This is a genomic window from Fibrobacter sp. UBA2449, assembly GCF_002342555.1.
In the GTDB taxonomy this organism is placed as follows: domain Bacteria; phylum Fibrobacterota; class Fibrobacteria; order Fibrobacterales; family Fibrobacteraceae; genus Fibrobacter.
The window spans coordinates 224,120-249,875 of sequence record NZ_DDQF01000012.1 but is presented as its reverse complement, the minus strand read 5'-3'; the positions used below and the strand labels follow the sequence as shown (position 1 = coordinate 249,875).

At 53.6% G+C, this 25,756-nt stretch carries 15 protein-coding genes; 2 read left to right on the top strand and 13 right to left on the bottom strand.

All coding sequences use genetic code 11. The features are described 5' to 3' along the window. Window positions 1-17: 17 nt before the first annotated feature. From B4B27_RS08710 to B4B27_RS08700, 3 genes are read right to left on the bottom strand one after another with little or no spacing between them, the layout of a single operon-like run. A complete protein-coding gene (locus tag B4B27_RS08710) occupies window positions 18-3,158 on the bottom strand; it encodes a response regulator (protein ID WP_290725704.1) in 3,141 nt (1,046 codons plus the stop codon). Window positions 3,159-3,178: 20 nt separating this feature from the next. After that, window positions 3,179-6,070, bottom strand: a complete 2,892-nt coding sequence (locus B4B27_RS08705) for an amino acid permease (protein ID WP_290725702.1) — start codon at window positions 6,068-6,070, stop codon at window positions 3,179-3,181. 37 nt (window positions 6,071-6,107) lie between these two features. After that, window positions 6,108-8,150, bottom strand: a complete 2,043-nt coding sequence (locus tag B4B27_RS08700; protein ID WP_290725700.1) for a hybrid sensor histidine kinase/response regulator — start codon at window positions 8,148-8,150, stop codon at window positions 6,108-6,110. 124 nt (window positions 8,151-8,274) lie between these two features. Between B4B27_RS08700 and B4B27_RS08695 the strand changes: the two genes are divergently transcribed. Beyond that, window positions 8,275-9,978, top strand: a complete 1,704-nt coding sequence (locus B4B27_RS08695) for a putative bifunctional diguanylate cyclase/phosphodiesterase (protein ID WP_290725698.1) — start codon at window positions 8,275-8,277, stop codon at window positions 9,976-9,978. Continuing rightward, window positions 9,975-10,319 carry an Hpt domain-containing protein gene (locus tag B4B27_RS08690; RefSeq protein ID WP_290725694.1) on the top strand — a complete coding sequence of 115 codons (345 nt, stop codon included), beginning with the start codon at window positions 9,975-9,977 and terminating at the stop codon, window positions 10,317-10,319. Before B4B27_RS08695 ends, B4B27_RS08690 begins: the two co-directional genes overlap by 4 nt. Before the next feature lie 9 nt (window positions 10,320-10,328). Here B4B27_RS08690 and B4B27_RS08685 read toward each other — a convergent pair whose 3' ends face one another. From B4B27_RS08685 to B4B27_RS08640, 10 genes are all read right to left on the bottom strand, one after another. Continuing rightward, a complete protein-coding gene (locus B4B27_RS08685) occupies window positions 10,329-12,614 on the bottom strand; it encodes a caspase family protein (protein WP_290725692.1) in 2,286 nt (761 codons plus the stop codon). Between the two features lie 4 nt (window positions 12,615-12,618). Next, window positions 12,619-13,389, bottom strand: a complete 771-nt coding sequence (locus tag B4B27_RS08680; protein ID WP_290725691.1) for a hypothetical protein — start codon at window positions 13,387-13,389, stop codon at window positions 12,619-12,621. Then, window positions 13,386-13,889 (bottom strand): RNA polymerase sigma factor, encoded by a 504-nt coding sequence (locus B4B27_RS08675; RefSeq protein WP_173366593.1) that lies wholly within the window; start codon window positions 13,887-13,889, stop codon window positions 13,386-13,388. The genes B4B27_RS08680 and B4B27_RS08675 overlap by 4 nt, the downstream gene beginning before the upstream one ends. A gap of 192 nt (window positions 13,890-14,081) precedes the next feature. Then, window positions 14,082-15,023 (bottom strand): fibrobacter succinogenes major paralogous domain-containing protein, encoded by a 942-nt coding sequence (locus tag B4B27_RS08670; protein WP_290725688.1) that lies wholly within the window; start codon window positions 15,021-15,023, stop codon window positions 14,082-14,084. Window positions 15,024-15,047: 24 nt separating this feature from the next. Then, complete coding sequence (locus tag B4B27_RS08665; RefSeq protein ID WP_290725686.1) at window positions 15,048-18,029, bottom strand: fibrobacter succinogenes major paralogous domain-containing protein; 2,982 nt, start codon at window positions 18,027-18,029, stop codon at window positions 15,048-15,050. A gap of 80 nt (window positions 18,030-18,109) precedes the next feature. Then, window positions 18,110-18,937, bottom strand: a complete 828-nt coding sequence (locus B4B27_RS08660; RefSeq protein ID WP_290725684.1) for a TIGR02147 family protein — start codon at window positions 18,935-18,937, stop codon at window positions 18,110-18,112. A 227-nt stretch (window positions 18,938-19,164) separates the two neighbouring features. Continuing rightward, entirely contained in the window at window positions 19,165-19,710 is a 546-nt protein-coding gene (locus B4B27_RS08655; protein ID WP_290725818.1) for an FISUMP domain-containing protein, read from the bottom strand. A gap of 38 nt (window positions 19,711-19,748) precedes the next feature. Further along, window positions 19,749-22,418, bottom strand: coding sequence for a fibrobacter succinogenes major paralogous domain-containing protein (locus B4B27_RS08650; protein WP_290725682.1), 2,670 nt, complete (start codon window positions 22,416-22,418; stop codon window positions 19,749-19,751). A 55-nt stretch (window positions 22,419-22,473) separates the two neighbouring features. Beyond that, the gene (locus B4B27_RS08645) at window positions 22,474-24,864 is read right to left on the bottom strand and encodes a fibrobacter succinogenes major paralogous domain-containing protein (protein ID WP_290725679.1); all 2,391 of its coding nucleotides are present in this window, start codon (window positions 24,862-24,864) and stop codon (window positions 22,474-22,476) included. A 17-nt stretch (window positions 24,865-24,881) separates the two neighbouring features. Further along, the gene (locus B4B27_RS08640) at window positions 24,882-25,730 is read right to left on the bottom strand and encodes a TIGR02147 family protein (RefSeq protein WP_290725677.1); all 849 of its coding nucleotides are present in this window, start codon (window positions 25,728-25,730) and stop codon (window positions 24,882-24,884) included. Window positions 25,731-25,756 lie beyond the last annotated feature (26 nt).

The window sequence follows — 25,756 nt, the reverse complement described above, 5'->3', positions numbered from 1 at the left end:
GCGGCCTGTGGGCCTAATCACAGGCGTTTCTTATTATATTCCGGGAATAAACACTTCCTATTTTCTGCCGTCCAGATCATTTCTTCAAGAGTTTGGTAAAGGTGGTCCGGATTGATGGGTTTGGAAAGGTGCGCATTCATGCCCACCTGCAGGCTCCGCTGCACGTCTTCGTCAAAGGCGTTTGCCGTGAGCGCGATAATCGGAACCTTCTTGGCGTCATCGCGATCCAGCTTGCGGATGGCGGCTGTCGCTTCCAGACCGTCCATTTCGGGCATGCGCACGTCCATGAGGATGGCATCGTAATAATTTTCGGGATGGTCGCGGAACATTTCCAGGGCCTTGCGACCGTTTACGGCCAGTTCCACCTGCAAGTCCCGCATCTTCAGCACTTCCATCATGATCTGCGCGTTGACATCCATGTCTTCGGCAAGGAGAACCCGCTTTCCGGCAAGTTCCGCCTTGTTCTTCGCAAGCGAGGTGTGTTCCTTCTTGCGCCGGAGGGCGTTCTTGAATTCGTCCAGCAGGATTCCCGAGAACAAGGGCTTAGAAATGAAGCAGTCCACGCCGGCTGCCAGGGCCTCGTCCAGGATGTCGTCCCAGTTGTAGGCCGTCAATATGATAATGGCGGACTCGTCGCCGGTCACCTTGCGGATTTCGCGCGCCGTCTCGATGCCGTTCATCTCGGGCATCTGCCAGTCAATCACAATCAGGTTGTAGGGCTCGCGTCTCGCGTGGCGGAGTTTCGCCATCTCCACCGCTTCCTTGCCCGTAAGCACCGTGTCGGTGAGGATTCCCGCCTTGTCGAGCACGAGTTTCGCGTGCCCCAGGGCAATCTCGTCGTCGTCCACCACCAGCACGCTCATTTCGCTCGGGTGAATTTCGATTTCGTCGTCGGTCGCCTGCTTGCGCATGCTATCGTTGAGGGTGAGCGTCACGCAGAACGTGGTCCCCTTGCCCTTTTCGCTTTCCACATCGATCTTACCGTTCATCATGTCGACGATACCCTTGGTAATCGCCATGCCGAGGCCACTGCTGCCGTACTTGAAAGCCGTGGTGGCGTTTTCCTGGGTGAACGTGTCGAAAATCTTGGGCAGGAATTCCTTGCTGATGCCGATACCGGTATCGCTAATCTTGAAGACGAGCGTGGACTTGTTGTCGAACGCAGCAATCTTTTCCACGTTGAGGTCGATGTTTCCGCCCTTCGGGGTGAACTTGACCGCATTGCCCAGGATGTTGATGAGAATCTGGCGAATCTTGGTGACGTCGCCGACGTAGTAGTCGTCCAGGCTGCCCGCCACATGGCACGAATAGTTCAGGCCCTTGGTGCGGCTCTGGTCGTCGATGATGGTGTTCACCTGCTCCAAAAGCTTGGGGAACGAGAATTCTTCGCTATTGATCTTCGTGCGGCCGCTCTCGATACGGCTCATGTCCAGAATCTCGTTGATGAGGCTCAGCAGGTGTTCTGCGGAGGAGCCGATCTTTTCCAGGTAGCCGCGCGTCTTCGACGAAATCTCGGGTTCGTGCAGTGCAAGGCTGTCGAGGCCGATAATCGCGTTCATGGGCGTGCGGATTTCGTGGCTCATGTTGGAGAGGAATATGGTCTTCGCCTTGCTCGCCTCTTCCGCCGTCTTGAGCGCATCGGAAAGCGCCTGGTTCTTGGCAAGAGAATCGCGCATTTCCTCGTCGATATCGGAAAATCCGAAACCTACAATGCGGAGCGGTGCATCCGGGGCGTCGCCGGCATTGTGCACGCCCGCCATGCGCAGCATTTCGTAACTTTCCTTGCCGCCATGGTTTGCCAGGTAGCGCAAGGTATAGATCTTGTTCTTCGCGACACCCGCGCGCACGTTTTCGGGCTGTATAAAGGCGAGGAACTTTTCGCGAGATTCCGGTGCGACAAACTTTTCGGCATAGGTTTTGAAACTTTCCAGGTAGCCGATTTTGTCCCCTTCCTTGAAAGGTACCGGAACGGAGCCGTCCTTGCGGTAGCATATCGCCATTCCGGTATCCAGGTTCAGGTAGTAGACGCTACGGTAATCTGACGCAAGCGCGGTAATCATGTTACGCTGTTCGTTCCTCTTGCGTTCTTCTTCAACTAACTTCTGCTGGAGCGCAAGCTGTTCTTCCAGTTTTTCCTGCTTGATGCGGCTTTCGGCATCGGCCACCTCTTTTTCCAGCTTGAGTTGTGTTGCACGCCTGATTTGCATGAAGAGGAACAGGAACACGGTCAAGAGCACTAGCGCGATAATTCCGGATAGCAAAAGGCTGCGTTCCAAAATGTCTTCCGAAATGGAACCGATTTGCTCGGAGATGACGCTTTCGCGGATAAGGTAGGTCAGCATCCAGTCCGTAGAATGGATGGGAACATAGTACATGGTTTCACGGATGCCGTTGTACTCGAAGGAAACGACGCCCGCCTCGTGGTTCGCGAAGTCGGAACGCATCTTTTCCATGGAGAACCCCTTTTCGAAGCTGGCTTTTTCCATGGCGGCAAGCAGATTGTCGCCGCTCGCGAGCCCGCCTAGCACCAGATTCGTAAGCGAATTGCCAGCCTTCGAGTAGATGTTGCAAAATGTAATTCCCTGCCGGTCGGATTCCAGCGAAATACCTTCCAGCATGCGGTTCATGTCGATTTCCATGAAGCACACGACCAAAACCCGACCATTAAAGGCAAGACGGTCCACAGGCACGGCAATGACAACAGTCTTCTTTTCTTCACTGTTTTTCTTTAATGAAATTTCGGATTTTGCCAGGGTCCTGTAATCGAAATTATAGAGATCAATGTCGGTACGCGTACCGCGGGATGTGTAGATGAGACCCGTAGTGTCCACGAAGGCGAACTTTTCTAGACCGTACAGTTGCTTCATGCGGAGCTGGTAGCTCTGTAAGCTTGCAGTACTTGCGAGGTCTTCTTTTGAAAGCAGGCCCACCGCCACATCCAGGTCGTTGATGTAGCCGTTCAATTTCGACGCCACCACCTGTTCGCGGCGGTTCGCGAGTTCGTTCATAAAGAGGAGCGTTACGTTGCGCACGGCCTTTTCCGTATCTCCGCTCGCATGGCGCCCCGTGAAGATTGTCCCCAGCACAAGGATGATAACGATGATGGGGGCCACGATAGTGGCGATACTTACAATCCCGATTCTTTTTTTCGTTTCCATAACATTGTCCTGTTAAAACTTTACCGTACCCATTGCGCAAGTGTTTCCGTGAGCATGCCGACATCGATGGGCTTTGCCAGGTGAGCGTTCATGCCGGCTTCTTTCGACTTCTTGAGGTCATCGCCAAAGGCGTTCGCAGTCATGGCGATAATGGGAACTTCCGCCTTCTTCTTGTCGGAGAGCGCTCGAATCTGGCGACTCGCTTCGCAGCCGTCCATCACGGGCATCTGGATATCCATGACAATCCCGTTGTAGTAACCGGCGGGGTTCTTCTCCACCATATCGACCGCCTGCTTGCCGTTTACCGCCATCTCAACCTTGAACCCGAGACTTTCGAGAATGATTTTTGCAAGCTCGCGGTTCACTTCCATGTCTTCTACCAGCAACAGCCGCATGTTCGTGAAATCCGCCTTGGCTGCGATGGAGGTATTGCGTTCGCCGCTTTCGGGAACCTCCGTGCCTGTAGCTTTCTTCAGTTCCACGTTCATGAAGAATTCCGTCCCTTCACCGACCTTCGAATCAAACCTGATGGTCCCGCCCATCAGTGTCACGACGTTCTTTGCAATGGCAAGCCCGAGGCCCGTTCCCTGCACGCCGCTGATGGTAGAGACGCGTTCCCGCTCGAAGGCGTCAAACACGCGGTCTGCAAACTCGGGCGAAATGCCGATACCGTCATCCTTCACGCGGATTTCGAATGCGGCCTTGCCCTCTTCGATGCATTCCTTTTCGGCGAGAGTCACGGAAACGTGCCCGCCTTCCGAAGTAAACTTGAATGCGTTGCTGACCAGGTTCAGAATCACGCGGTTCATGCGGTTCCTGTCGCAGAGCACCACCGGGTTCCTGAGGCCGTCGTATTTCACGGCAAAGGCGATGTTCTTGCCCACCATCTGCGCCTCGAACATGTCGCGGATTTCATCCATCATTTTCCGCAGGTCGGTGGGCCGCTCTTCCAGTTCCATCTTCCCGATTTCGATGCGGCTCATTTCGAGCATGTCGTTGATGAGGGCCATCAGGTACATGTTAGAGGAGTCAATCTTGGTCAGGTATTTCTGGATTTGCTCGGGGGTCGCCTCCGGTTTGCGCGCCAGGTTGGTGTAGCCGATAATGGCATTCATGGGCGTGCGCAGGTCGTGACTCATGTTCGAAAGGAAAATGGTCTTTGCCCTGTTGGATTCCTCGGCGATATGCTTTTCGTGGTCCAACTTCTGTTCGCGCTGCTGCTGCGTGCGGTAAATGTTCACCACGATGAAAATGCACAGGACGATGAAGAGCGTTTCTACCAGATTGTTCTTCAGCTGGGAATCGCGGACAAGGTCCATCTGCTCTTCCATGAAGTCCTTTTCCTGGACTATCTGGCCTTCGGTCATGGGAATATGCATCTTTTTATGCAGATCCGTATGGAACTCGCTGATATGCGCGATGACATCCTCGGTTTCGTCGTTGGTGACCTGGCGTTCCCACATCACCGCCGAGAACAGCAATATGAACAGCATAGTCACCCACATAATGGCCGACTTACCAAATCGATTCTCCTGGTCGCGCATGAACACGGCCCTGTAAACGACGAACCCCACAATGCTCCACGCCATCAGAATCATGAAGGATTCCGTGGCAATTGTGTTCATGTTCCAAAGCGTCGGCGTAAGCGGGAAGAAAAAGAAGAAGGCGGATATTACGACACCCAGGATTCCGGTAAAGTTCAGCACTGTCTTTTGTCGGCCGGTTTCACTGCGGGCAATTTTCACTATCCCCGCAGAAACATACAGATAAATGATAGATGCACTGATGGAGGTGATGTCCACAATCCAGCCGATGGCCGTTCTCCCGAAGAACGGAATAATGCAGGAAAGGAGCATCACGTAGATAATGCCGTAGTTGGTGGCGCCGTGACGGTTGACATGCCCGAACCAGGACGGCATCACGGAATCTTCGGCGAGGCTCAGGAACATGCGCCCGATTGTTCGGTAAAGCCCAAGAAGGCTCGTGGAAATGGCCGCCGTGATGGTTATGGCGAGCACAATAAGGCCGCCGTTGCCGAGGGTCCTGAAAACGGCGTGGAATACCGGGACGGCATCGATTCCCTTGAAGTTTTGCAGGTTGGCAAAATAGGTTTCCCAATTGCCGGATCCTGCAGGGTTTGCCGAAGCCGAAAGAAGAGCTATGAGGGCGTAGACAATCGCTCCGGTTGCAAGAGCCGCCACCATGATGGCGAAACCATATTTCGGCTTGAAGTCATAGGTGGAAGAGGCAAAGCTCACCACGCCAAAGCCTACAAATGCCCAGGGGGCAAGCACCAGCACGTTCACGATCTGCATCAGGGGGGAATGGTCCTTCGCGACTCCCGCCGTCGCAAAGGCCGGGCCCATATCCGAGAAATCAATCCCGCCCTTGCAGGCAATAATTGCAAACAGGCTGACCACACCGCCAAAGAATATGAGGGCAAGCACCGTATTCACCAGGCGCAGCACGTTGGTGTTCCTGCAACTGATGAACCCGAACAGAAGTATAATTGCAAGCGTGGTAAACAGCTCGCCTGCCCAGACCTCGTAGCCCATGATGGTATAACTGAAGCCCCTTTGCAGTACGGGTCCGAACAAGAAACGGATAAACAGCACAAAAGCCGACATATTGGCCCACAATACCGCCAGGTACGCAAGGGCCGTGGCCCAGGTGCAAAGGAAGGAATGGTCGTAGCCGAAAAGCTGCTTGGTAAAGGAGAATACGCTCCCCGTGCCGGGAATGCGGTTCATCATGATGTGGAAATTGTAGGCGATGACACCCATCAGCACGGCGCCAAGCACAAGGGCGATAACTGTTCCCAGGGGGCCCGCAATCGGCAGGAGCGTTGTCGCGGGCATCACGAATGCACCCCAGCCTACGGCACAACCGAAGGAGAGCGCCCACGCACTCAAAACGGACAATTTTTTGCGTTTTTCAGACAACATAACGCTACACCCTTATCCACTTCTGCAAAATTTTCGCAAGTTCCTTGAAATCTATCGGCTTGGAGATATGGTCGTTCATGCCGACTTCCTTCGCCTTGCGGATATCGTCGGCAAAGGCGTTCGCGGTCATCGCCACGATGGGGATTCTCCTTGCATAGGTCGTCATGGCCCTGATGGCCGCAGTCGCCTGGTAGCCATCCATGTTGGGCATCTGGATGTCCATGAACACCAGGTCGAATTCACCCTCGCTACTGTCCGCCATCCGTTCCACGGCCGCTGCGCCATCCATGACCCATTCTATTTCGAGCCCCGTCATCTGCAATACGTTCTTCGCAATTTCCGCATTGACCGGGTGGTCTTCCACCAGCAAGATGCGCTTGCCCTCGAACTTGAGGTCTTCCAGATTCTTGAGCGGGTCTTCCTTGCGGGCTTCCGCATTCTGCACGTCCAAAAACTTGAGGTAGATGGTGACGGCAAACCGCGAGCCCTCTCCGGGCTTGCTTTTCACCTGGATGTCGCCACCCATCATGCGCACAAGGCTCTGCGTGATGGTCATGCCCAGACCCGTTCCCTGGATTGCTGCCGTCTTCTTGTCGTTTGCACGCGTGAACGGTTCGAACAGGTGCTTCTGGAAATCCTCCGTCATGCCGATGCCGTTGTCTTCAAAGACAAATTCGTAGCAGGCGACACCATGGGCGTTGGTAGGCCTTTCCGCCACCGTGAGCGAGATGGTCCCGCCATCGGGAGTGTACTTGATGGCATTGCTCATCAAGTTCACGAACACCTGCTGGATGCGGTGGCTGTCGCCGATGACGTTTTCGTGAACCACGTCCGCAACGTCAAGCTTCAGGGTGTGGTGGTGGCTTTCGAGCTGCACCTTGGTCATCGCAAGCAGCGTATCCACGAGTTCCGAGAGGTTGAAGTTCTCCTCGTTCAGTTCCACCTTGCCCGACTCGATCTTGTTCATGTCGAGCACCTCGTTGATGAGCGAAAGCAGGTGGCTCGAGGCTTCCGAAATTTTCTTGAGGCAGTCTTCCACGCGTTCCCGGTCGTCCAGGTGGGCAGTCGCGATTGCCGTCATGCCGATAATCCCGTTCATGGGCGTACGGATGTCGTGGCTCATGCTCGAAAGGAAGTCGCTTTTCGCCTTGCTGGAGGCATTTGCCGAATCGATGGCGTCGCGCAGCACCTGCTGTATTTCCTGGTCCTTGCGCACATCCTCGTCTACATCCTTGAAACCCGCCACGATGCCGGTCTTGCCATTGGGGAGCTGCACCTGCGCAAACTCGATGCGGTAGTACCGTTCTTCGCCCCCGACGATGCGCTTGAACCCTACGCCGAAAACCTTCTTGCTCGTGGTGTTCGCCACAATGTTTTCAAGCGTCAGTTCCTTTTCCAGGCGCTCCCTATCCGACGGGGCAACATAGTTGTTGATGTAGTTCGCCTTGGCGTCTTCGTAGGTGAGCAGTTCCAGGGCCTCGTTGGTGGGCCTCGCGTGGATGCTGCCATCGGAGGTGTCGGCACGGAACAGCGAGAAACTCCCGGTCGCTATGTCGTTGATGAGCCATACGGCGTAGTACGCGCGGCTCAACGCATCGATGACCGCAGTAAATACAGCCTTGTCCGCCTCCATCTGCACGCGCTTTTCGGTAATGTCCGAAATAAACACGTAGAAAAGCCCGCCGTACACATCGGAGTTCACATAATGGCCGTAGTCGTCGAGCCAGCGGATTTTACCGTCCTTGCGGACAATTCGGTATTCCACGTAGTCCAGGTTGCCTTGGCTCTTTTCGATCTGGTCCACAATGGAGCCGGAGACCTTCTCGTAGTCGTCTGGGTAGAGCATCCCCTTGAAGGTATAGCCCGTAAGTTCCTTGAATTCCTCGAGCGTCTCGCAGCCGAAAATCTTGAACACGGCCTTGTTTGCGTATAGCAGTTCCTCGTTGCCAGTCGCCTTGTAAATGAAAAAGCCGCCCGGCATGTCTTCGCCGATCTGCTCGATAACTTGCAAAGCCTGTTCGCTCAGGGGAAGGTGTCGACCGAACATGGGGACCTCGTATTCTAGTAATTCTGTTTTAAAGATATCTAAAAAAAATGCTTTGTCGCACAATCCGATACCTTTTTATTTCTTTTTACATATATTTATTCACGGATAAAAGGAGTTTTCTCCAATGAAAAAACTACGCCAGATCACTACCGTCAAGAGACACGTCCTAATCGTAGACGACGAGGTGGTAAACCGAGAAATCCTGGGTAATATCCTTTCCGTGAACTACGACGTCGAATATGCCGACAACGCCAAGGAAGCCCTCGCAGCACTCTCCAGGCAAGACAAGCGGTTCTCGCTTATCCTGCTGGACCTGCTCATGCCCGTGATGGACGGGTTTGAATTCCTGAAAAAAAGAGAAACCACCGAAACACTCAAGCGCATTCCGGTCATCGTGATGACCTCCGAAAAGGAATCCGAAGTCCGCAGTCTCAAACTGGGCGCCGCCGACTTTATCGCCAAACCCTTCGACATGCCCGAAGTGGTGCTCGCCCGCTGCGAAAGAATCATCGAACTCTTCGAAGACCAGGACATTATCCGCCAGACGGAGCGCGACCATGTTTCGGGTCTCTACACCAAGGACTACTTCTTTGAATACATCCGCCAGATAGAACTGTGGAGCAGGGACATCCCGCGCGACGCAATAGTATTTGACATCGAACAGTTCCACCTGGTGAACGAGTTCTGCGGAAGGGACTTTGGCGACCGCCTGCTTGCAGAAATCGGTAGCGCGCTCAAGAATGAACTCGCCCCCATGAACGCCATCGCCTGCCGCGCAGACGCGGACACATTCTACATCTTCGCGACGCACCAGGAAAGCTACGACAACATCCGCAACATCGTCCAGGGAATCCTTACCGAATTCTTCGAGGTAAACCACATCCGCGTGCGCTTTGGCCTGTGGGAAAACGTGGACCGCAACGTGGAAATCGAGGCATGGTTTGACCGCGCAAAGGCTGCCTGCGACAGGAACCGCGGCGACCTGACGCAGGCGTTCACCCGCTATAACAACGAGATGCATTCCCGCTACATGTTCGAGGAAACTCTCATCCGCGACTTGCAGAGCGCCATAGACAACAAGAACCTGATTGTCTATTACCAGCCCAAGTACAACATCGAAGGAGATACCCCGCGGCTCACCAGTGCAGAAGCCCTCATCCGCTGGATACACCCGACACTCGGATTCATAAGCCCGGGCGACTTTATCCCGCTGTTCGAAGGGAACGGCCTTATACAAAAAGTAGACAACTTTGTCTGGAACGAGGTCGCAAAACAGATCCGCAAATGGAAGGACGAATTCGGCGTGACGGTGCCCGTTTCCGTGAACGTGTCCCGCATCGACATCATGGACCCGGAACTGGAAACGAAACTCATGCGGCTCCTCGAAGAAAACGGCCTTTCTCCGGAAGAATATATGCTCGAAGTGACTGAGAGCGCCTACTGCGAGAACATGGAGCGCCTTATCGAGGTCATCGAGAACCTGCGCAAGAAGGGATTCCGCATCGAGATGGACGATTTCGGTTCCGGATACTCCTCGTTGAACATGATTACCACGCTGCCCATCGACATCCTGAAAATCGACATGTCGTTCGTGCGCAACATGGAAAAGGACGAACGCAACCTGAAGCTCGTGGAACTTGTGGCGGGCATTGCGAAATTCCTCAAGATTCCTGCCGTAGCGGAAGGCGTAGAAACGCAGTCGCAGCTCGATACCCTCAAGGGAATGGGCTGCCAGATTATCCAGGGATACTTCTTCTCGAAGCCGGTCCCGCCGAAGGACTTTGTACCCTTCATCGAAAAGGAACTTGAACACCAGAGGGGCGCATGATTACCATCGAAAAACTGAACACTTTTGGGGCAAATACCGCCGAGGGGCTTGCACGCTGCTTCGGGAACGAGGCGCTGTACCTGAAACTCGTGGCGACCATTCCCGGCGAGGCCAATTTCGGCAAGCTCAAGGATTCCATTGCCGCGAAAGATCTGAAAGCCGCCTTCGAGGCGGCCCATGCGCTGAAGGGTGTTCTCGGGAACCTCTCGCTCACGCCGCTCTACACGCCGGCCGTAGAAATTACCGAATTGCTCCGCAGCAATACCGACATGGATTACAAAAGCCTGCTCGATACCATCCTCGAAAAGAAGGACGAACTCGGCAGGCTTTGCGCGGATTAGACTTTATTTTTAGAACCTTCCCACGGTGAGGCCAGCGTAGAAGCCGGGCCACCAGCGGGCCTTGTGCCCATTGACGCTGAAATCGTCGTGGTATTCACTGCGGGGCTTGACAATTACTTTATCTGCATTCCCTTCGCTCACTATATTGAGCGTGCCGCCGACAGTCATGCCGAAGCCCGGGAATAGCTTGTGCACGAAGCCCAGGCGCAGGCGGTGATGGAAGTTGATATCATCCTCGTCCGTGTCCATGCCGAAACCTTCGCGTGCATTGAGGAACATGTACTCGAGTTCAAAGTGGTTGCCGTACTTGCCGAACTGCGTACCGATACCGAGACCCGTTTCGTACATGTCGCTGAAATGCTTGAAGTTCGAGCCCTTCTCGAATTCGCGAGTTCCTTCAAAGGCAGTAAACAGGTAGGCCGTGCCCAAGTGGAGCGAAAGCCCGAGCGCACCCATCTCGTTCACGGCAGAAGTCACGCTCCACACGCCGTTACCCACGATGTTGATGAGCCCTATCGGGGTGGATTCGCAAGTACCGCAGATGTTGATTATACCGACCTGCCTTCCGTTCGCCCTGCCCGCGATGTTCATGGTACTCACCTGCGCGCCTTCGACAGTGCCTGCGATGTTCATGGCTGCGGTCACCTGCACGTCGGATTCCCCGGCGATGTTCATGGCTGCAGAAACCTGCACACCGGCTTCGCCCGCAATGTTCATGGCAGCCGTCACCTGCACGTCGGCCTGGCCGGCATAGTTTAATGCCGGAGAAACCTGGGCGCCATTGAGGGAGTCTGCGATAAAGTTCGCCGTACTCGAAATCTGCGCGCCCGAGGAATTCTTGCCCGCAATATTGAGCGTCGACGCAATCTGCGCACCGTCAAAGGACTGCGCGTAGTTGATCATGCCGCTAATCTGCGCACCCTCGAAATGAGCATTCGCGCCGTTGTAGATGTCGGTCACCTGCAGACCGTGCATCTCTTTTCTCGCGACGTTCGCGATAAGGCTCAGCTGCGTTCCGAGCATGTAGTCATCGGCCTCTGCGACAAAGAAACCAATCTGGATTCCCTTGCGCGGGTCCTTGTCGCTGTCCACCGCGTTGAAGGTCACACGGTATTTGCCATTGTGATCGAGAGAGTCGAGCGAGCATGCGATGGTATCACCGTCAGCACAAACCCTATTCCCGCCGATTTCGCCACGCAGCGTCGTCTTTTCGGCGCTTACGGCGGCAAACTGCCTGTGCGAAAGCTTTTCGCGGCGGTTGTTCTGGAGCGTCACCACCGCCTCGCTGAATTCCGCAGGGCGTTCCAGGCGCACGCTGTACTTGCCGGCAGGGAACCCGAGGCTCATCGCGCGTCCCGCCTTCTTGTAGAGTTCTGCGACGAGTTCTCCGTTTGCATCGCGAATGAACAGGCGACCGTCCACATCCTCGTCGAGTTCGAGGCCCGCGCTTGTGCTGCGCAGGTCGGTCATCACCACATCGCCTGTTCCCGCGAGGTTCATGTCGCGGCTCGGGTGCTGGGCGCCGCCCATCGTCTTCTCGGTGCGCTGGAGAGTTTCGTTAAAGGCAAACTGATAGGCCTCGGACAAAGTGACCTTGCCGTCACCGCTCAGGTCACCGGCGCCGCGGAGCCCGCTCACCAGCGAGTGCGTGAAGAACGAGCCCTTCAGCTTGTCGCTTTCCTGGCTAGATTCATCCTGCGTGCTGCTGGTAATGAACGCGTAGCCCTTCATGTCGCTGCTCTGGTCCACCATGAACGCGGGCACCGCCACGCCGCCCTTCAGGCGCGTGATAGCACCCGAGCCGCAGGCATCGATAACCGCAATCTTCACGTCGGCGTTCATCGCGTCGATGCGCTTGCGCAGCTCCTTCCAGGCATAGACTTCGTTACCCAGACGCAGGCCCTTCTCGTCGGCATGCCCGCTGTAGTAAAACAGCACCTCGTTGCGGCCCGCAGCGTTCTTGCCCTGCGCGATTTTCGCGTCAAGACCGTCGAGTTGCTTCTGGAGGGCGGCCACGCCCGGCTCCTTCACGAGCACCACGTTACCCGCCTGCACGCCGCCCATCTCACCGAGCACCTTCGCGAACGACTTCGCGTCACTTTCCGCATAGCGAAGCACCGGCCGGCCCTGCCCGCCATAGTTCGCGCTCACCGCCACCACGTAGCGGTTGATGCGCGCGTTATCGCCCTGCTGGGCCGCATTCGCATTAGAAGCCGCAGCGAAAAAAAGAATTGCAATCAGTGAAATTATATGGAGCGTAATCGACGCGTCCAACTTTTCGATAATGTTCTTCATCCTACTATTCCCCAACCTTGCGTAATGTGATAGATACGGAGCGCACGCCCTTGCTCTTGAGCAGCGCATCAATGTTGTTCGCGTCCAGCTCGAACGCCGCACGCGACGTGAGCAAGAAGAACTTCTCGAATTTCGGCGCGTTGTCGAGCTTGTAGGCGAACGGGAGCGTCGTCATCTTGCCGGGTTCGAGAGCAATCGCCTGCGAGCCATCGGCCATGTGCATCGTGACGGTCCCGTTTCCATCCATGCTGAAGAGCATTCCGTAGCACTTTTCGGGCACCGCGTAGCGCAACTGGATTTCGTCACCCTCGCGTGCCTCGCCCAGGTTCGACATCTGTACCGCGCTGTCGCCTGTCTTCTTCCAGACTTCCATGCGGGCATCCAGACCCTTGATGCGCGCGCCGTCATCCGGGACATCGGCCAAGGCAACATCCATCGCCCGTGCACCACCGTCCGTAGCCGGGCCGATTTCGCGCTGGCTAAAGAGCGCCACCGACACCACCGCAAGCACCAGGGCCGCGGCGGCCGCGAACTTCACAAAACCGAAATGCACCACGTTGTCCTTGCGTTCCGCACCACTGTCGCGGGCATCCATCTTCTCCGCGAGCCTCTCGAAAGGCATCTTGCGGAGAATTGCCGCGTTGTCCTCGCGCAGCAGCTTCACACGATGGGCGAGCATCTCGTCCGTCTTCTCGAGTTCGCGAATCTCGCGCATCTCGCCTTCGGGCAGGTCGCCCGTAAGGTATCGTTCCAGTTTCCAATCGGGGATCATCACTTTACCTCCAGATTCTTTACCTTGGCCTGCAGACCACGCAAACGCTTGCGCACGCCACTCACCGAGAGCCCAACCTCGCGGGCAGTCTCCTCGAGCGTCATGCCGTCCACAAAATGCAGCACGGCCATCGTGCGGCTAGACTCCGGCTCGTGCGAGAACAGTTTCGCGAGGATTCCCTTCGCCTCCTGTTCTTCATGGTCTTCGTCCGCGCAGGCAATAGTCAACAACAGTTCGTTCGAATCCACATCGAGGCCACGGCGGTGCTTGTCTCGGATGCGGTTCAGGCAGAGCCTGGTCGCCGTATTCCACAAGAGGCTGCTCGGCTGCGTCGCGTCGAGGCGGTCCCAATGCTCAAAAACGCGTAAAAACACGTTCTGCATCATGTCCTGGGCCTCGGATTCGTCCCTGAGCATATAGAGGCAGCGCCTGAAAACCATCGGGGCGTAGGTCTCGTACAGCCCGGACATTTTCTCGCGATTTGCCTGATTATTGCCCTTCATGCTAGTATAACACCTATGGAGGTAAAAAGTGTCACCGCAAATTTAGAAAAAAAACTCAAAAACCCCGCTAGCGCGCTAGCGAGGTCATTTCTTTCTAACAAACGGCTTGCCAGGGGACTTCTACGAAGTCCCTCGCTAATCGGCTCGGCAATGCAAAAACGCAAGCATTTCTGCGCTGCTCTCGCCTCATTGCTAGTCTTTCACGCAGCGGACAGAGAACCCGGAGTTCTTGTGGAAGCCATACTCACTCACCCCTTTGCTGTTGTAGTTCATGGTCTTAGCATCCGCATAGTAGTCGTCGTCGCCATCAGAAGTCCAAAAGGTTGTGCAGAAGCCCTCTCCTACGTACCCTTCAATTGGATTCTTGATGCCAACAGGCAATACGGCAAAGGAATAGATATCGGAGCCATTTCCATTATCGGCCCAACCACTTGCCGATTTGAGTCTCTCTGCCGCCGTCGATGTATACCCGTCTAATATAAATAGCCTACCCCATTCTAATTCCGTTGGCAAATGCCAGCCCTCAGGGCATACGCCACGCACCGGGTATGTCGGCGAGCACACCGTTTCATCGCCGCAACCTTTGCCATTCGTACTCCACCTGCCCACGCTATCCATCGCGGCGGACCACGTGTAAAGGCGGCCATACTTGGTGCAGTTGGCAGGATCGTTGTCATAGCACCAGCTAGTGGAATCGAAGGTGATTAGACCATTTTCAAAGGGAACACCTGTGTATGCGTAGTTGAGATTCTCCGCCATCCAGATTTGTCTGCCGATTTTTACAATCTTGTATGTTTGCCCGTCACGCCCATCAGTCATAGTTCCTGTAACTCCATCTTCAAAGAAACTGATACTCGACGCATCACTTGACAACGATTCCGCAGAACTACTACTTGACTTGGCATCGCCGTTTTTACTGCTACTCGATTTCGCAGAAGAACTGCTGGACACACTTGTCTCGCTTTCGCTCGACTGCGGTGTGACGCTAGAGGAACTACTTGAACCGTCGCAGTCCTCGCAAACAGACGAAGAAGAATCCTCGTCGGGGCGGGTTGTGAAACTGCCGCTCTCGTCATCGCCGCAAGCCGCAAACAAGAATGCAGACACGGCACATATTGCCAAAACTCTTTTCATTGTCCTAACCTCTCTACCCTAAAATTAATCCTTCACACAGCGGACAGAGTACCCGTAGTCCTTGCCGCTGCCGTACAAGTCAGCTTTGTCGAATTCGTCGTCCAAGCCCACGATATATGTGCGGGAACTATTGTACTCAGAGGAACTCCAGAAGTACGCATGGTAGCCAACGTTGTTGTAACCAGTGGCGTCCCTGAGGCCAGCAGGCAACGCCGAGAAGGAATAGGCATCCGTGCCGTATCCGTCGCGGACCCAGCCGCCAGGAACGCTGGACCAGCTGATAGTGGAGCTGAGCATCTTGCCCGCCGTTGACGCTCCACCGATAGCAGTAAACAATGTATTCCACTCCGCCTTATCCGGCAGATGCCAGCCCTCGGGGCATATGCCTCGCACCGGGTAAATCGGAGTACATTGCACGCCATAGCCGCAGTCCTTGCCATTCGTAGACCACGTTCCCACACTGTCCATCGCTGCAGCCCAGGTGTAAAGGCGACCATATTTGATGCAGTTGGCAGAGTCGTTACTAAAGCACCAACTAGTGGAATCGGAGGTGTAGCCACTATTATTATAGAGAACGCCAGTGTATGCGTAGTTCAAATTCTCCGCCATCCATACCTGATTGCCGATTTTTACGGTCTTGTACGTCTGACCATCGCGGGAGTCCGTCATGGTTCCCGTAACTACTGTAGAAGGATCTACATACCCTTCAGGGACACTGCTGTTTGACACGCTTGTCACGCTGCTACTGGACTTCGTTTCATCAACGCTAGAACTTGAAGAAGGTCTTACCGGTGCAATCGAAGGATCCCCTTTGACGCAACGGACACTTTGTCCATAAGACTTGCTATTCTGATACGTATAAGAATTGGTATAAACGTTGTTTATATTGAAATACCGGCCATCATTGGCACTGTATTCAGTAGCGCTCCAGTAATAAACATCCGAGCCCACCTTTTCCCATTTAGTAGCAGAAATTCTTCTTCCGGTCGGGAGTGCGGCAAAGCCGTAAAGATCCGTACCGTTGTTGTCAGGCGTTCCGGCGTAGTTCCATCCAGTCAACGCCTTGAGTGGTTCACCAGATACAGGGGCATTTCCTAATGCCACGCTCAATAGGCCCCATTCATAGATTGACGGCAAATGCCAGCCGTCAGGGCAAATTCCCTGCACAGCTCGATCAAGTCCGCACTTTTTGCCATAGCCGCAATCCAACGGAGCCTCGGCATCGTTCGCTAGTGCTACCGAGTCAATCGCAGCGGCCCAGCTGTAATAACGGCCACTCACCTTGCATTTTTTTTCATCACCCTGATAGCACCAGTTGTTGCCCTTCAAGCTCGGAGTCTTGACGCTATCGGCATAGTTCAAGTTCTCCGCCATCCACACCTGCGAATAATTTGAGTCTGGCACTTCAATTTTCACGACCTTGTAAACCTGCTTGTCACGCGGGTCGATTATCGAGTCGTACTTGATATTCGGATTCAGGCGAGTTTCCTTGGGCACATCCCAGCTCCACCCATCAGAATAACTGCTACTCGATTTCGCCAGGCTACTGCTAGAGCCAGCCACTGGGGATTCGCCTTTCAAGCAACGGACCGAACTCCCGATATACTTGTTACTGTAGAACTTGCGTACAATGGTATCCGTGTACAATCTTATACCATACGCATAATCATCGTACCCTTCGTACCATTCAGAAGTCCAGAAGACAGCAGCCTCGCCCACAAAGTCCTTGCTCCCCCAGCCACCAGCGGGCAACACAGTGAAGCCGAAATCATCCGTACCATTGCCGTCACTATTCCAGCCACTCGTAGACTTGAGCATCTTTCCCGCCGTTGACTTTCCACCGACAGCGGTGATTAGAGTCACCCACTCCGTCGTATCCGGCAGATGCCAACCCTCGGGGCAAGCACTTATCGCCGCATCCCATATATAAAGGCGGCCATACTTTGCACAATATTCGGCAGAATCATTATAGCAGAAACTACTGTCTGTTTTGTAGTTCAAGTTCTCCGCCATCCAGATTTGATTGCCGATTGTTACGGTCCTGTAAACCTTGCCGTCGCGAGTATCCGTCAGAGTATTCTTTTCGGCATTGTACGTCGTGTCTTGGGAAGAACTGCTGGATGTCATGCCGGCCGATGTGCCGGCATCACCGTTTTTACTACTGCTCGACTTCGGTGTGACGATTAAGACAACGCTGTCGCCGTCCGCGTAGGCTTCGATGAACTTCTCGAATGCGGGCACGGTATCCCCGAGGTCCCAGGCTTCCACATTCTTGCGGATGGAATCGAGCCCGCCATTTGCCGTAGCCTCGACCGCCCATTCCGAAATCGTTTTTTTCGTGCCGGAATCTTTCCACTTGCCGGTTTCCGCGAACGATTCTACGAACTTTTCCATACGCGTAACAAGTCCCGCGTCATCCGTTTCCGCCTGCATCATCACGCTCACGGCAAGCAGCGCCGCGTTCTCGTCGCCCGCCTCGAAGATATTCAGGTTTTCGAACTCCACGAAGTCGCCCTTGATGTCGAATGCCGCAAGCACTTCCTTTTCGGCCCGCGCCTTCGCGTCTGCAAATTTCTTGCCCTTTTCCGTCACGAGGAACATCAGGCGTTCGTATTCCAGTTCCGTAAGCACGTTGATGTTCACGTTCTTGCGATCCTTGAGATCGGTCAGCGCATGCAGCGTCAACTCATCCGAAGACTTATTTCCGGTAATTTCGCTGCGGTATTCACCCGTCACCTCGAACAGCGCACACGTCGACTTGAGCGACACATCCGCGACAGTAAAGTCGCCCTTGTCGCTCTTGACCTTGCCCTCGAACACCTCGTCCGTGAACTTGAGCGTCTTGCAGTCGATTCCCTGCACCGTCACCGTAGCGCCCTTCACAAACGGGCCCTTCTGCGAAACGCCCGCCACGTCCAGGTTGGCGACAATGCCGGTATCCTCCGTAGAGCCACCCGCAAAACCGCTGTCATCGTCAGAACACGCCGTTGCGACAATCGACGCCATTGCCAGCGGCATTATCCAAACAACGCCACTGCGAAACATATCACTCAGGTTACTTTTCATCTCGTCCTACTCCCTTGTTTTTAAATTTTTTTTTCCAGGCGTTCGCTCAACGGGAACAACTGCAAGTTCATACGGTAAACCTGTTCGGTCTCGTCGTCTTCTGTTGCAATCGCCACGATGCGGCGGCGGAATTCCGCGATCTCCTTCCTGATTTTTTCATACGCCTGGCGCGTAAGCCCGATCGTAACTCCCGACATGTCGCGTTCCGAAAGCGGCAGGTCCAAGGCCTTCACCGCAAGCTCCCCCATCTGCCGCTGCATATCGCGGGCAGCCACCGGCACCGCATCCACGGAGACCATCGACACGGACTTTTCCGTCTGGTGGTAAACGCCGTTTTTGCCCTTCTTCAAAAGCTCCGCCTTCACCAGAAAGTCGAGCGTCTCGGAAACCTCCGTCGCCGAAATCTTCGGCTTGCAGGCATGCGCAATCTCGAGCGGTTTCGCTCCTGGCATCTGCACCGCCAGCTCGCGGATAACCGGATTTTTCCACGACTTGAAATAATCGAATTCCTCGCTCCCGAGCACGCGCACCTTGTGCGCCCGCGCCAGTGCGCAGCGTTCCTCGAAAGCAGCCCGTTTCGCTACATCGCTCTTGGCATGCGCATACGAGACCATCAGTACAAAGTAAGTGCTCTCGAAACCCGCAAGCCCCATGGCGTTCGCGACCGAGCCCGCCACGCCGATGCTCAGGTTCTTCTTGCCTTCGCACACATATTTCAGGTAAACCGGCGACGTGAACCCGGCATCGCGCGCAAACTCGCGCCACGTAAAGGCCGAGCTGCGCTTGCGTTCATCGTAGTAGTCCTGGATGAACTTGCGGTAGTCCGTATATTCGACGATATCCTTCATGGGTATAAATATAGGTTTCATTTCCCCTTATGGAATACAAAATTAGCGTTTTTGAGCAAATTTTACCATTTTTTGTCATTTTAACAAATTTTAGCATTTTGGAATACAAGCAACGTATCCCCAGAATACAGGAAAGTCCCGCCATCGCTGGCGGGGTTTCTTCCTCCTCTTGACAAACGGCTTGCCAATCTTGGCACTACTTCGTAGTGCAGACTGCTGCGCACGGCTTATTCATCCTTCACGCAGCGGACGGAGAAACCGTCGGCCTTGATATCACTGGTAAAATTCACAACATTGTTACGGTACAAATACACTCGGTACGCATCGTTTTTATCCACCTGCGTAGAAGTATAGAACCCCGTGCTAACACCCTCATAGTAGGTAAAGGCAGACCCATAACGATCCATGTAGCCGGCAGGCAACGCCGAGAATCCATAGGCGTCCGTGCCGTTGCAGTTTTCTTCTTCACAATCTTGCCAGCCACTCGTAGACTTGAGCATTTTAGCCGCCACATCGAGGCCGCCAACCGCGGTCAATAGTTTTCCCCACTCTGTTGAATCAGGCAAATGCCAGCCCTCGGGACATGCTCCACGCACAGGATATGTCGGAGAGCACTCCCCAGTGTAACGGCAGTTCACACTGTTCGTAGACCATTTGCCTTCAGCATCCATCGCTCCTGCCCAGTTATAAAGACGTCCGTACTTGGAGCAATATTCAGCGGAATCGTGATAGCAATAACTATTCGGCGCAGCGATATTTAGGTTTTCCGCCATCCACACCTGTGAATAATCTTTTCCTGGCGGAGCAATCGTCACGATTTTAATTCCCGATTATCACGAGGGTCAATCATGGAGCCATATTCAATGCTCAAATTAAAACGTTTTTCCTTGGGCACATCCCAGCTCCAACCATCTGAAGTCCCCGAACTGCTAGAACCCGAATTTGACGATGATGGTACAACAACCTCCCCCTTAACGCAGCGAACACTTCTACCAAATTTTTTACTGTGAGTTCCCACGGGAGCATTACTATGTGCATTATCCAATTTCATAAAATAGACTTCACCATACGAGTTTTCTGTAGAGCTCCAAAAATACGCTTCTGAACCAAGAAACCTAAAGCTACCATCACTAAACATTCGCCCTAACGGCAATGCAGAAAAACCATAAGCATCAACGCCATTGTTCAGGTCTGTCCCCTCATAATTTTGGTCCCATCCCCTCAATGTCTTAAGTTGCCGGCCCGCATCATTTTTTCCCAAAGCATCAACTAAACGTTCCCATTCCTCTTTTAACGGAAGATGCCAACCATCAGGACAAACCCCCTGAACCATGCGATTAAGCCCACATTTAGCATCGGAACTACAAACAATCGGGTTATCCCTGTCCGTTGCAAGAGCAAGCGAATCTATAGCGGCCGTCCAAATATAAAAGCGTCCACCCAAAGCACATTTGTCAGGCTCAAAATTATAGCACCAACTTTTTCCCTTTGTCTGTGGACCGTCATAATTCAGGTTCTCGGCCATCCACACTTCTGAATAGTTTTTTTCTGGCAAACTGATCGTCACCGTTCTATACCTTTGCAAGTCACGCGGATCTATCAAAGTACCGTACTCGATATTCGGATTAAAGAGTTCTTCCTTGGACACAGTCCAGTTCCACCCTTCGGGATCCACCGAACTGCTAGACGATTCTTGGATAAGCGACGAGCTAGATGACACCTTTAAAGTCCAACTATAATCCTGAACACAACGGACACTAAATCCCATATTCCGATCACCCGCATTGCTTAAGGACACGTCATCAACGTGATCCCCCAAGAACACGCCATACGCTTCTCTAATTTTAAACGGCGTAGAACTCCAGAAGTACCCACACGTACCCTCATAAAGATATTGCCCGCCACTTTCCCTAAGGCCACCAGCAAGTGCCGAAAAACCATACGTATCATACCCAGGCTTTTTCCAACTCTTTTTCGCCTTGAGCACCATACCGCCCAAAGGCGCCTGTCCGCCAATAGCCTCAAACAGGTAATTCCATTCATTTCTATTCGGCAAATGCCAGCCACTAGGGCAAATCCCCTGCACCTTTTCAGGAAGGTCGCAAATTTCCCCATAACCACAATCTATTGGATTTTTCTTGTCCGTTGCAAGCGCAACAGAATCAATCGCCGCAAACCATGAATAAAGACGACCAAAAGTTTCACAATCTTTAGGTCTATCGCCATAACACCAAATTCGACCTTTCAAGATTGGTGTTTTTACGCTATCGACATAATTGAGGTTCTCGGCCATCCATACCATGTCACCAATTTTTACGGTTTTGTAAACTTGTCCGTCACGGGTATCGACAATGGAATCGTATTTGATTTCAGGATTCAAGTAGAAGTCTCTAGAATCACTGGATTCTATCGCTTCGCTCCAGGATGACGACGGCACAAGAATCGAGGACGACGAACTGCTTACGTCATTGCGGGGAGTCGAAGATGACGATGCGGTTTTCGCCGAAGATGAAGATTTGTCATTCTGGAGGCTCGAAGAGCTGATAGAAACCACGCGACTGCTAGAAGAGTTTTTCTTACTACCACTGGATCCTTCGCGGCTGTTGTTACTCAGGATGACGGTATCGCCGAAGACTTCGATGTACTTTTCGAATGCGGGCACCACGTCGGCATAGCCCCAACCCTCGACATTCTTGCGGATTGAATCGAGCGTGCCGTCGGCCGTAGCGACCACCTGCCATTCCTCAATTGCAGACTTCGTCTTGTCATCGCTCCACTCGCCGGTTTCCGCGAAAGAGTCCGCGAACTTTTCGATGCGCTTTGCAAGGTCCGCATCGTCCGTTTCCGCCTGCATCAAGACGCTCACAGCAAGCAGCGCCGCATTTCCGTCGCCACTTTCAAAGATGGTCAAGTCTTCGGAATTGTCAAAGTCACCCGCTATGCCGAACGCAGCAAACACTTCCTTTTCGGCCCGCGCCTTCGCGTCCGCGAACTTCTTGCCCTTCTCGGTCACGAGGAACATCAGGCGTTCGTATTCCAGTTCGGTGAGCACGTTGATGTTCACGTTCTTGCGGTCCTTTAGGTCGGTCAACGCATGGAGCGTCAACTCCTCGGAAGACTTCTTGCCGGTAAGTTCATTGCGGTATTTACCCGACACCTCGAACAGCGCACACGTAGAGGAAAGCGTGACATCGTCAAACGCGAAGTCGCCCTTGTCGCTCTTGATTTCGCCCTCGAAAATCTCATCCGTCAGTTCAAGCGTCTTGCAGTCGATGCCGCGAATAGTCACGGCGGAACCCTTCACGAACGGGCCCTTCTGCGCCAAGCCCGCGATATCCTTCGTGACAATGCCCATGTCGTCTCCCGAGGCACCGCCCGCGAAATCTGAATCATCGTCGAAACATGCCAAGAACATGGCGCTCACCGCGAGCATCCCGAGAGCAGCACCCCACTTCAGCATCGATTCCTTCATCGTGAACATATCTTGTTCTGCCTTTCCCTAAATTTAATCCTTTACCCAGCGAACGTTCTACAACCTAAAAACCGTACTGCGAATAGCAACTCTCAAATTCACTGAAGTTGCTGTATTCGAACTTGTCATCACGATTATATACATCAGGGTCAAGTTCTTCGCACAGTTCCTTGGACTTCACCACCTCTATCATCTTCGAGTTGTAGGAACATTCAATGCCGTTATAGATCGTCGTCCGGTATAGCTCTTCATTGTAAGTATCCGGATCGAACGCATAGCTGAAGTGCGATTCGATAATCTTGCCGTTGATAGATGTCACTACGCCGTCAACGCCCTTTTTGGCAATCCAGATATCATCCGTAACATGAACCGTATCGGCAATATCCGTATTCGGATAATTTGCATTTTTGAAAATCGCTAGGCACTTTGTATTGAAATCATTATCACCCGTGATATAGTAAATGAGGGTGCAGTGTTCCGAGGTATAATAGAACGGAGGAACCGTATAGGAGACCTGGAAGGTGAAACTTTCTGGAGAAACGGTCAACTCGACATCCCTATTCGTGACCGAACGCAAAAGTCCGCTCGGCAACTGGCTAACCGATTTCCAAGTTCCCAGGAAGGACCCTGAATTGCCGACATAGACATTCGCATAGTTCGGTTCATCGCAGGAGTTCGTATAAACATGGCATTTATAAAGAGTATCGTTAGAAATTTTATATCCGAGGAAATATATCCCTCCGGGTTGGCCACCTACCGCATAATCATCCAGATCATAGGAAACAATTCCCTTAGGGGCATCACCCTGAACCCATTTATACTTGTCATTATCGCGGTCATAGGCACAGTGGTCATCGACATAGTAGTAGCGACGGTTCACGGTATCGAGAAAGGCGATTGGCCGAGTCATCTTGTACGACACAGTCCTGTTATCCGACCGCGACGAGGAAGACGTAATAGAGCTGCTACTGGATTCCGGAACAGTTCCATCATCCTTGACACAACGGACCGAGTTCCCCATGTCCTTAATGTCAACGCTCTGATGCACACTATCGCCATTGAAGGTCAAATACATGTTGAACACGTTGTTGTCATTGATTTCCGTAGAACTCCAGAAGAACGCGAGGAAGTAGGCGCCACTGTAACCCCCGTCGTGGCCCCTATCGCCGGCAGGGAGCGCCGCAAAGCCGAAATCGTCCGAGCCATTTCCACCACTAGACCATCCGGACGCAGACTTAAGCACCTTGCCTGCTGTTGAATCTTCGCCAACAGTCGCAATCAAAGATTCAAATTCTGCCTTGCTCGGCAAATGCCAGCCACTCGGGCAAGCGTCTACTGCAGCAGTCCACTTGTAAAGGCGGCCATGCATCGCACAGAAATAAGCAGAATCTCTATAACAGAAGCTACTGTCTGTTTCAAAGTTCAGGTTTTCTGCCATCCACACCTGATCGCCGATTTTCACGGTCTTGTAAACCTGACCGTCGCGCAGGTCCTTCAGCGTATTTGCGGTCGCGTCGTATTCACTGCCAGAATTGTCATTGCGAGAACTCGAAGAGTTCGTGGCAATCTCATTGCTACTAGAAGATTTACTATCGCTGCTCAGGATGACGGTATCACCAAAGACTTCGATGTACTTCTCAAATGCGGGCACGGTATCCCCGAGGCCCCAGCCTTCGACGTTCTTGCGGATTGAATCGAGCGTTCCATCGGCCGTAGCGGCAACCTGCCATTCTTCAATCGCAGCCTTCGTCTTGTCATCGTTCCACTTGCCCGTTTCCGCGAAAGAGTCGGCAAACTTCTCGATGCGCTTCGCAAGACCCGCATCGTCCGTTTCCGCATGCATCAACACGCTCACGGCAAGCAACGCAGCATTGCCATCACCGCTTTCATAGATGGTCAAGTCTTCAGAATTGTCGAAGTCACCCGCAATGCCGAATGCAGCGAGCACTTCCTTCTCGGCCTGATCCTTCGCATCCGCGAACGTCTTCCCCTTCTCGGTCACGAGATACATCACGCGCTCGTATTCCAGCTCGGTGAGCAAGTTGATATTCACATTCTTGCGGTCCTTCAAATCGGTTAGCGCATGGAGCGTAATCTCACCCGCCGACTCCTTGCCGGTAATTTCGCTGCGGTACTTGCCCGTCGCTTCGAACACTGCGCACGTAGAAGAAAGCGTCACGTCGTCAAACGCAAAGTCACCCTTGTCGCTCTTGACCTTGCCTTCAAAGACCTCGTCCGAGAACTTCATCGTCTTGCAGTCGATTCCCTGCACGGTCACGGCGGAACCCTTCACAAACGGGCCCTTCAGCGCTTCGCCCACGATATCCTTCGCGACAATGCCCATGTCTCCCGAGGCGCCGCCCGCGACATCCTGCTTGTCGGAACACGCCGTCAAGACAGCCATGGCGGCAAGCGCACAGGCCGGAATAAACCGAGTCCCAAAATTCCTGTTCATCGCTCCTTTCATTTCCTTTACCCCTTTTTATTTTTCAAATCTTTTTTGGTTTCAATCCGCTTGCTCAGCGGGAAAAGTTGCATGTTCATGCGGTACACGCGCTCCGTCTCGTCCTCTTCGGTCGCAATCGCCACGACGCGGCGGTAAAAGTCCGCCATCTCCTTGCGGATGCGTTCGTAGGTGCGTTCCGTAAGGCCGAGCACGAACCCGGACATGGTGCGTTCGGAAAGCGGCAGGTCGATAGCCTTTATCGCGAATTCCCCCATCTGGCGCTGCAATTCGCGGGCCGCCACGGGTACCACGTCCATGTCGCCCATCGTAATCGTCTTGTCCGTCTGGTGGTAGTTTCCGTCCCTGTCTCTCTTCAGGAGCTTCATCCTTACCAAAAAATTCAGCGTCTCGGTCACCTCGGCCGCGGTAATCGAGGGACTGCAGGCGCGCGCCATCTCAAGAGGCTTGGCTCCCGGCATGTGCGGGGCGAGCTCGCGCAGCACCGGATTCTTCCACGACTTGAAATAGTCGAACTCGTCATTGCCCAGCACGCGCATCTTGTGCGCCTTCGCGAGCGCACAGCGTTCCTCGAACGCGGCACGCTTGGCCTTGTCGCTTTTCGCATGCGCATACGAGACCATCAGCACAAAGTAGGTCTGTTCGTAGCCGGCGAGCCCCATGGCGCTCGCGACAGAACCCGCGGATCCGACGCTCAGGTTCTTTTTCCCCTCGCAGACATACTTCAGGAACACCGCCGACGAGAATCCGGCATCCTGGGCGAACTTCTGCCACGAAAAGACGGAGCTGCGCTTGCGCTCTTCGTAGTAGTCCAGGATATACTTGCGGTAATCCGTATATTCAACGATTTCCTTCATAGGTACAAATATACCCTCTTTTCGTG

Bases quoted from the DNA above. Each gene is read 5' to 3' on its own strand.
- B4B27_RS08710 (WP_290725704.1), bottom strand. From the start codon at position 3,158: ATGGAAACGAAAAAAAGAATCGGGATTGTAAGTATCGCCACTATCGTG.
- B4B27_RS08665 (WP_290725686.1), bottom strand. From the start codon at position 18,029: ATGGCGTCGATTGTCGCAACGGCGTGTTCTGACGATGACAGCGGTTTT.
- B4B27_RS08645 (WP_290725679.1), bottom strand. From the start codon at position 24,864: ATGAACAGGAATTTTGGGACTCGGTTTATTCCGGCCTGTGCGCTTGCC.
- B4B27_RS08685 (WP_290725692.1), bottom strand. From the start codon at position 12,614: ATGAAGAACATTATCGAAAAGTTGGACGCGTCGATTACGCTCCATATA.
- B4B27_RS08675 (WP_173366593.1), bottom strand. From the start codon at position 13,889: ATGAAGGGCAATAATCAGGCAAATCGCGAGAAAATGTCCGGGCTGTAC.
- B4B27_RS08670 (WP_290725688.1), bottom strand. From the start codon at position 15,023: ATGAAAAGAGTTTTGGCAATATGTGCCGTGTCTGCATTCTTGTTTGCG.
- B4B27_RS08650 (WP_290725682.1), bottom strand. From the start codon at position 22,418: ATGTTCACGATGAAGGAATCGATGCTGAAGTGGGGTGCTGCTCTCGGG.
- B4B27_RS08700 (WP_290725700.1), bottom strand. From the start codon at position 8,150: ATGTTCGGTCGACACCTTCCCCTGAGCGAACAGGCTTTGCAAGTTATC.
- B4B27_RS08690 (WP_290725694.1), top strand. From the start codon at position 9,975: ATGATTACCATCGAAAAACTGAACACTTTTGGGGCAAATACCGCCGAG.
- B4B27_RS08655 (WP_290725818.1), bottom strand. From the start codon at position 19,710: ATGGCGGAAAACCTAAATATCGCTGCGCCGAATAGTTATTGCTATCAC.
- B4B27_RS08660 (WP_290725684.1), bottom strand. From the start codon at position 18,937: ATGAAGGATATCGTCGAATATACGGACTACCGCAAGTTCATCCAGGAC.
- B4B27_RS08640 (WP_290725677.1), bottom strand. From the start codon at position 25,730: ATGAAGGAAATCGTTGAATATACGGATTACCGCAAGTATATCCTGGAC.
- B4B27_RS08695 (WP_290725698.1), top strand. From the start codon at position 8,275: ATGAAAAAACTACGCCAGATCACTACCGTCAAGAGACACGTCCTAATC.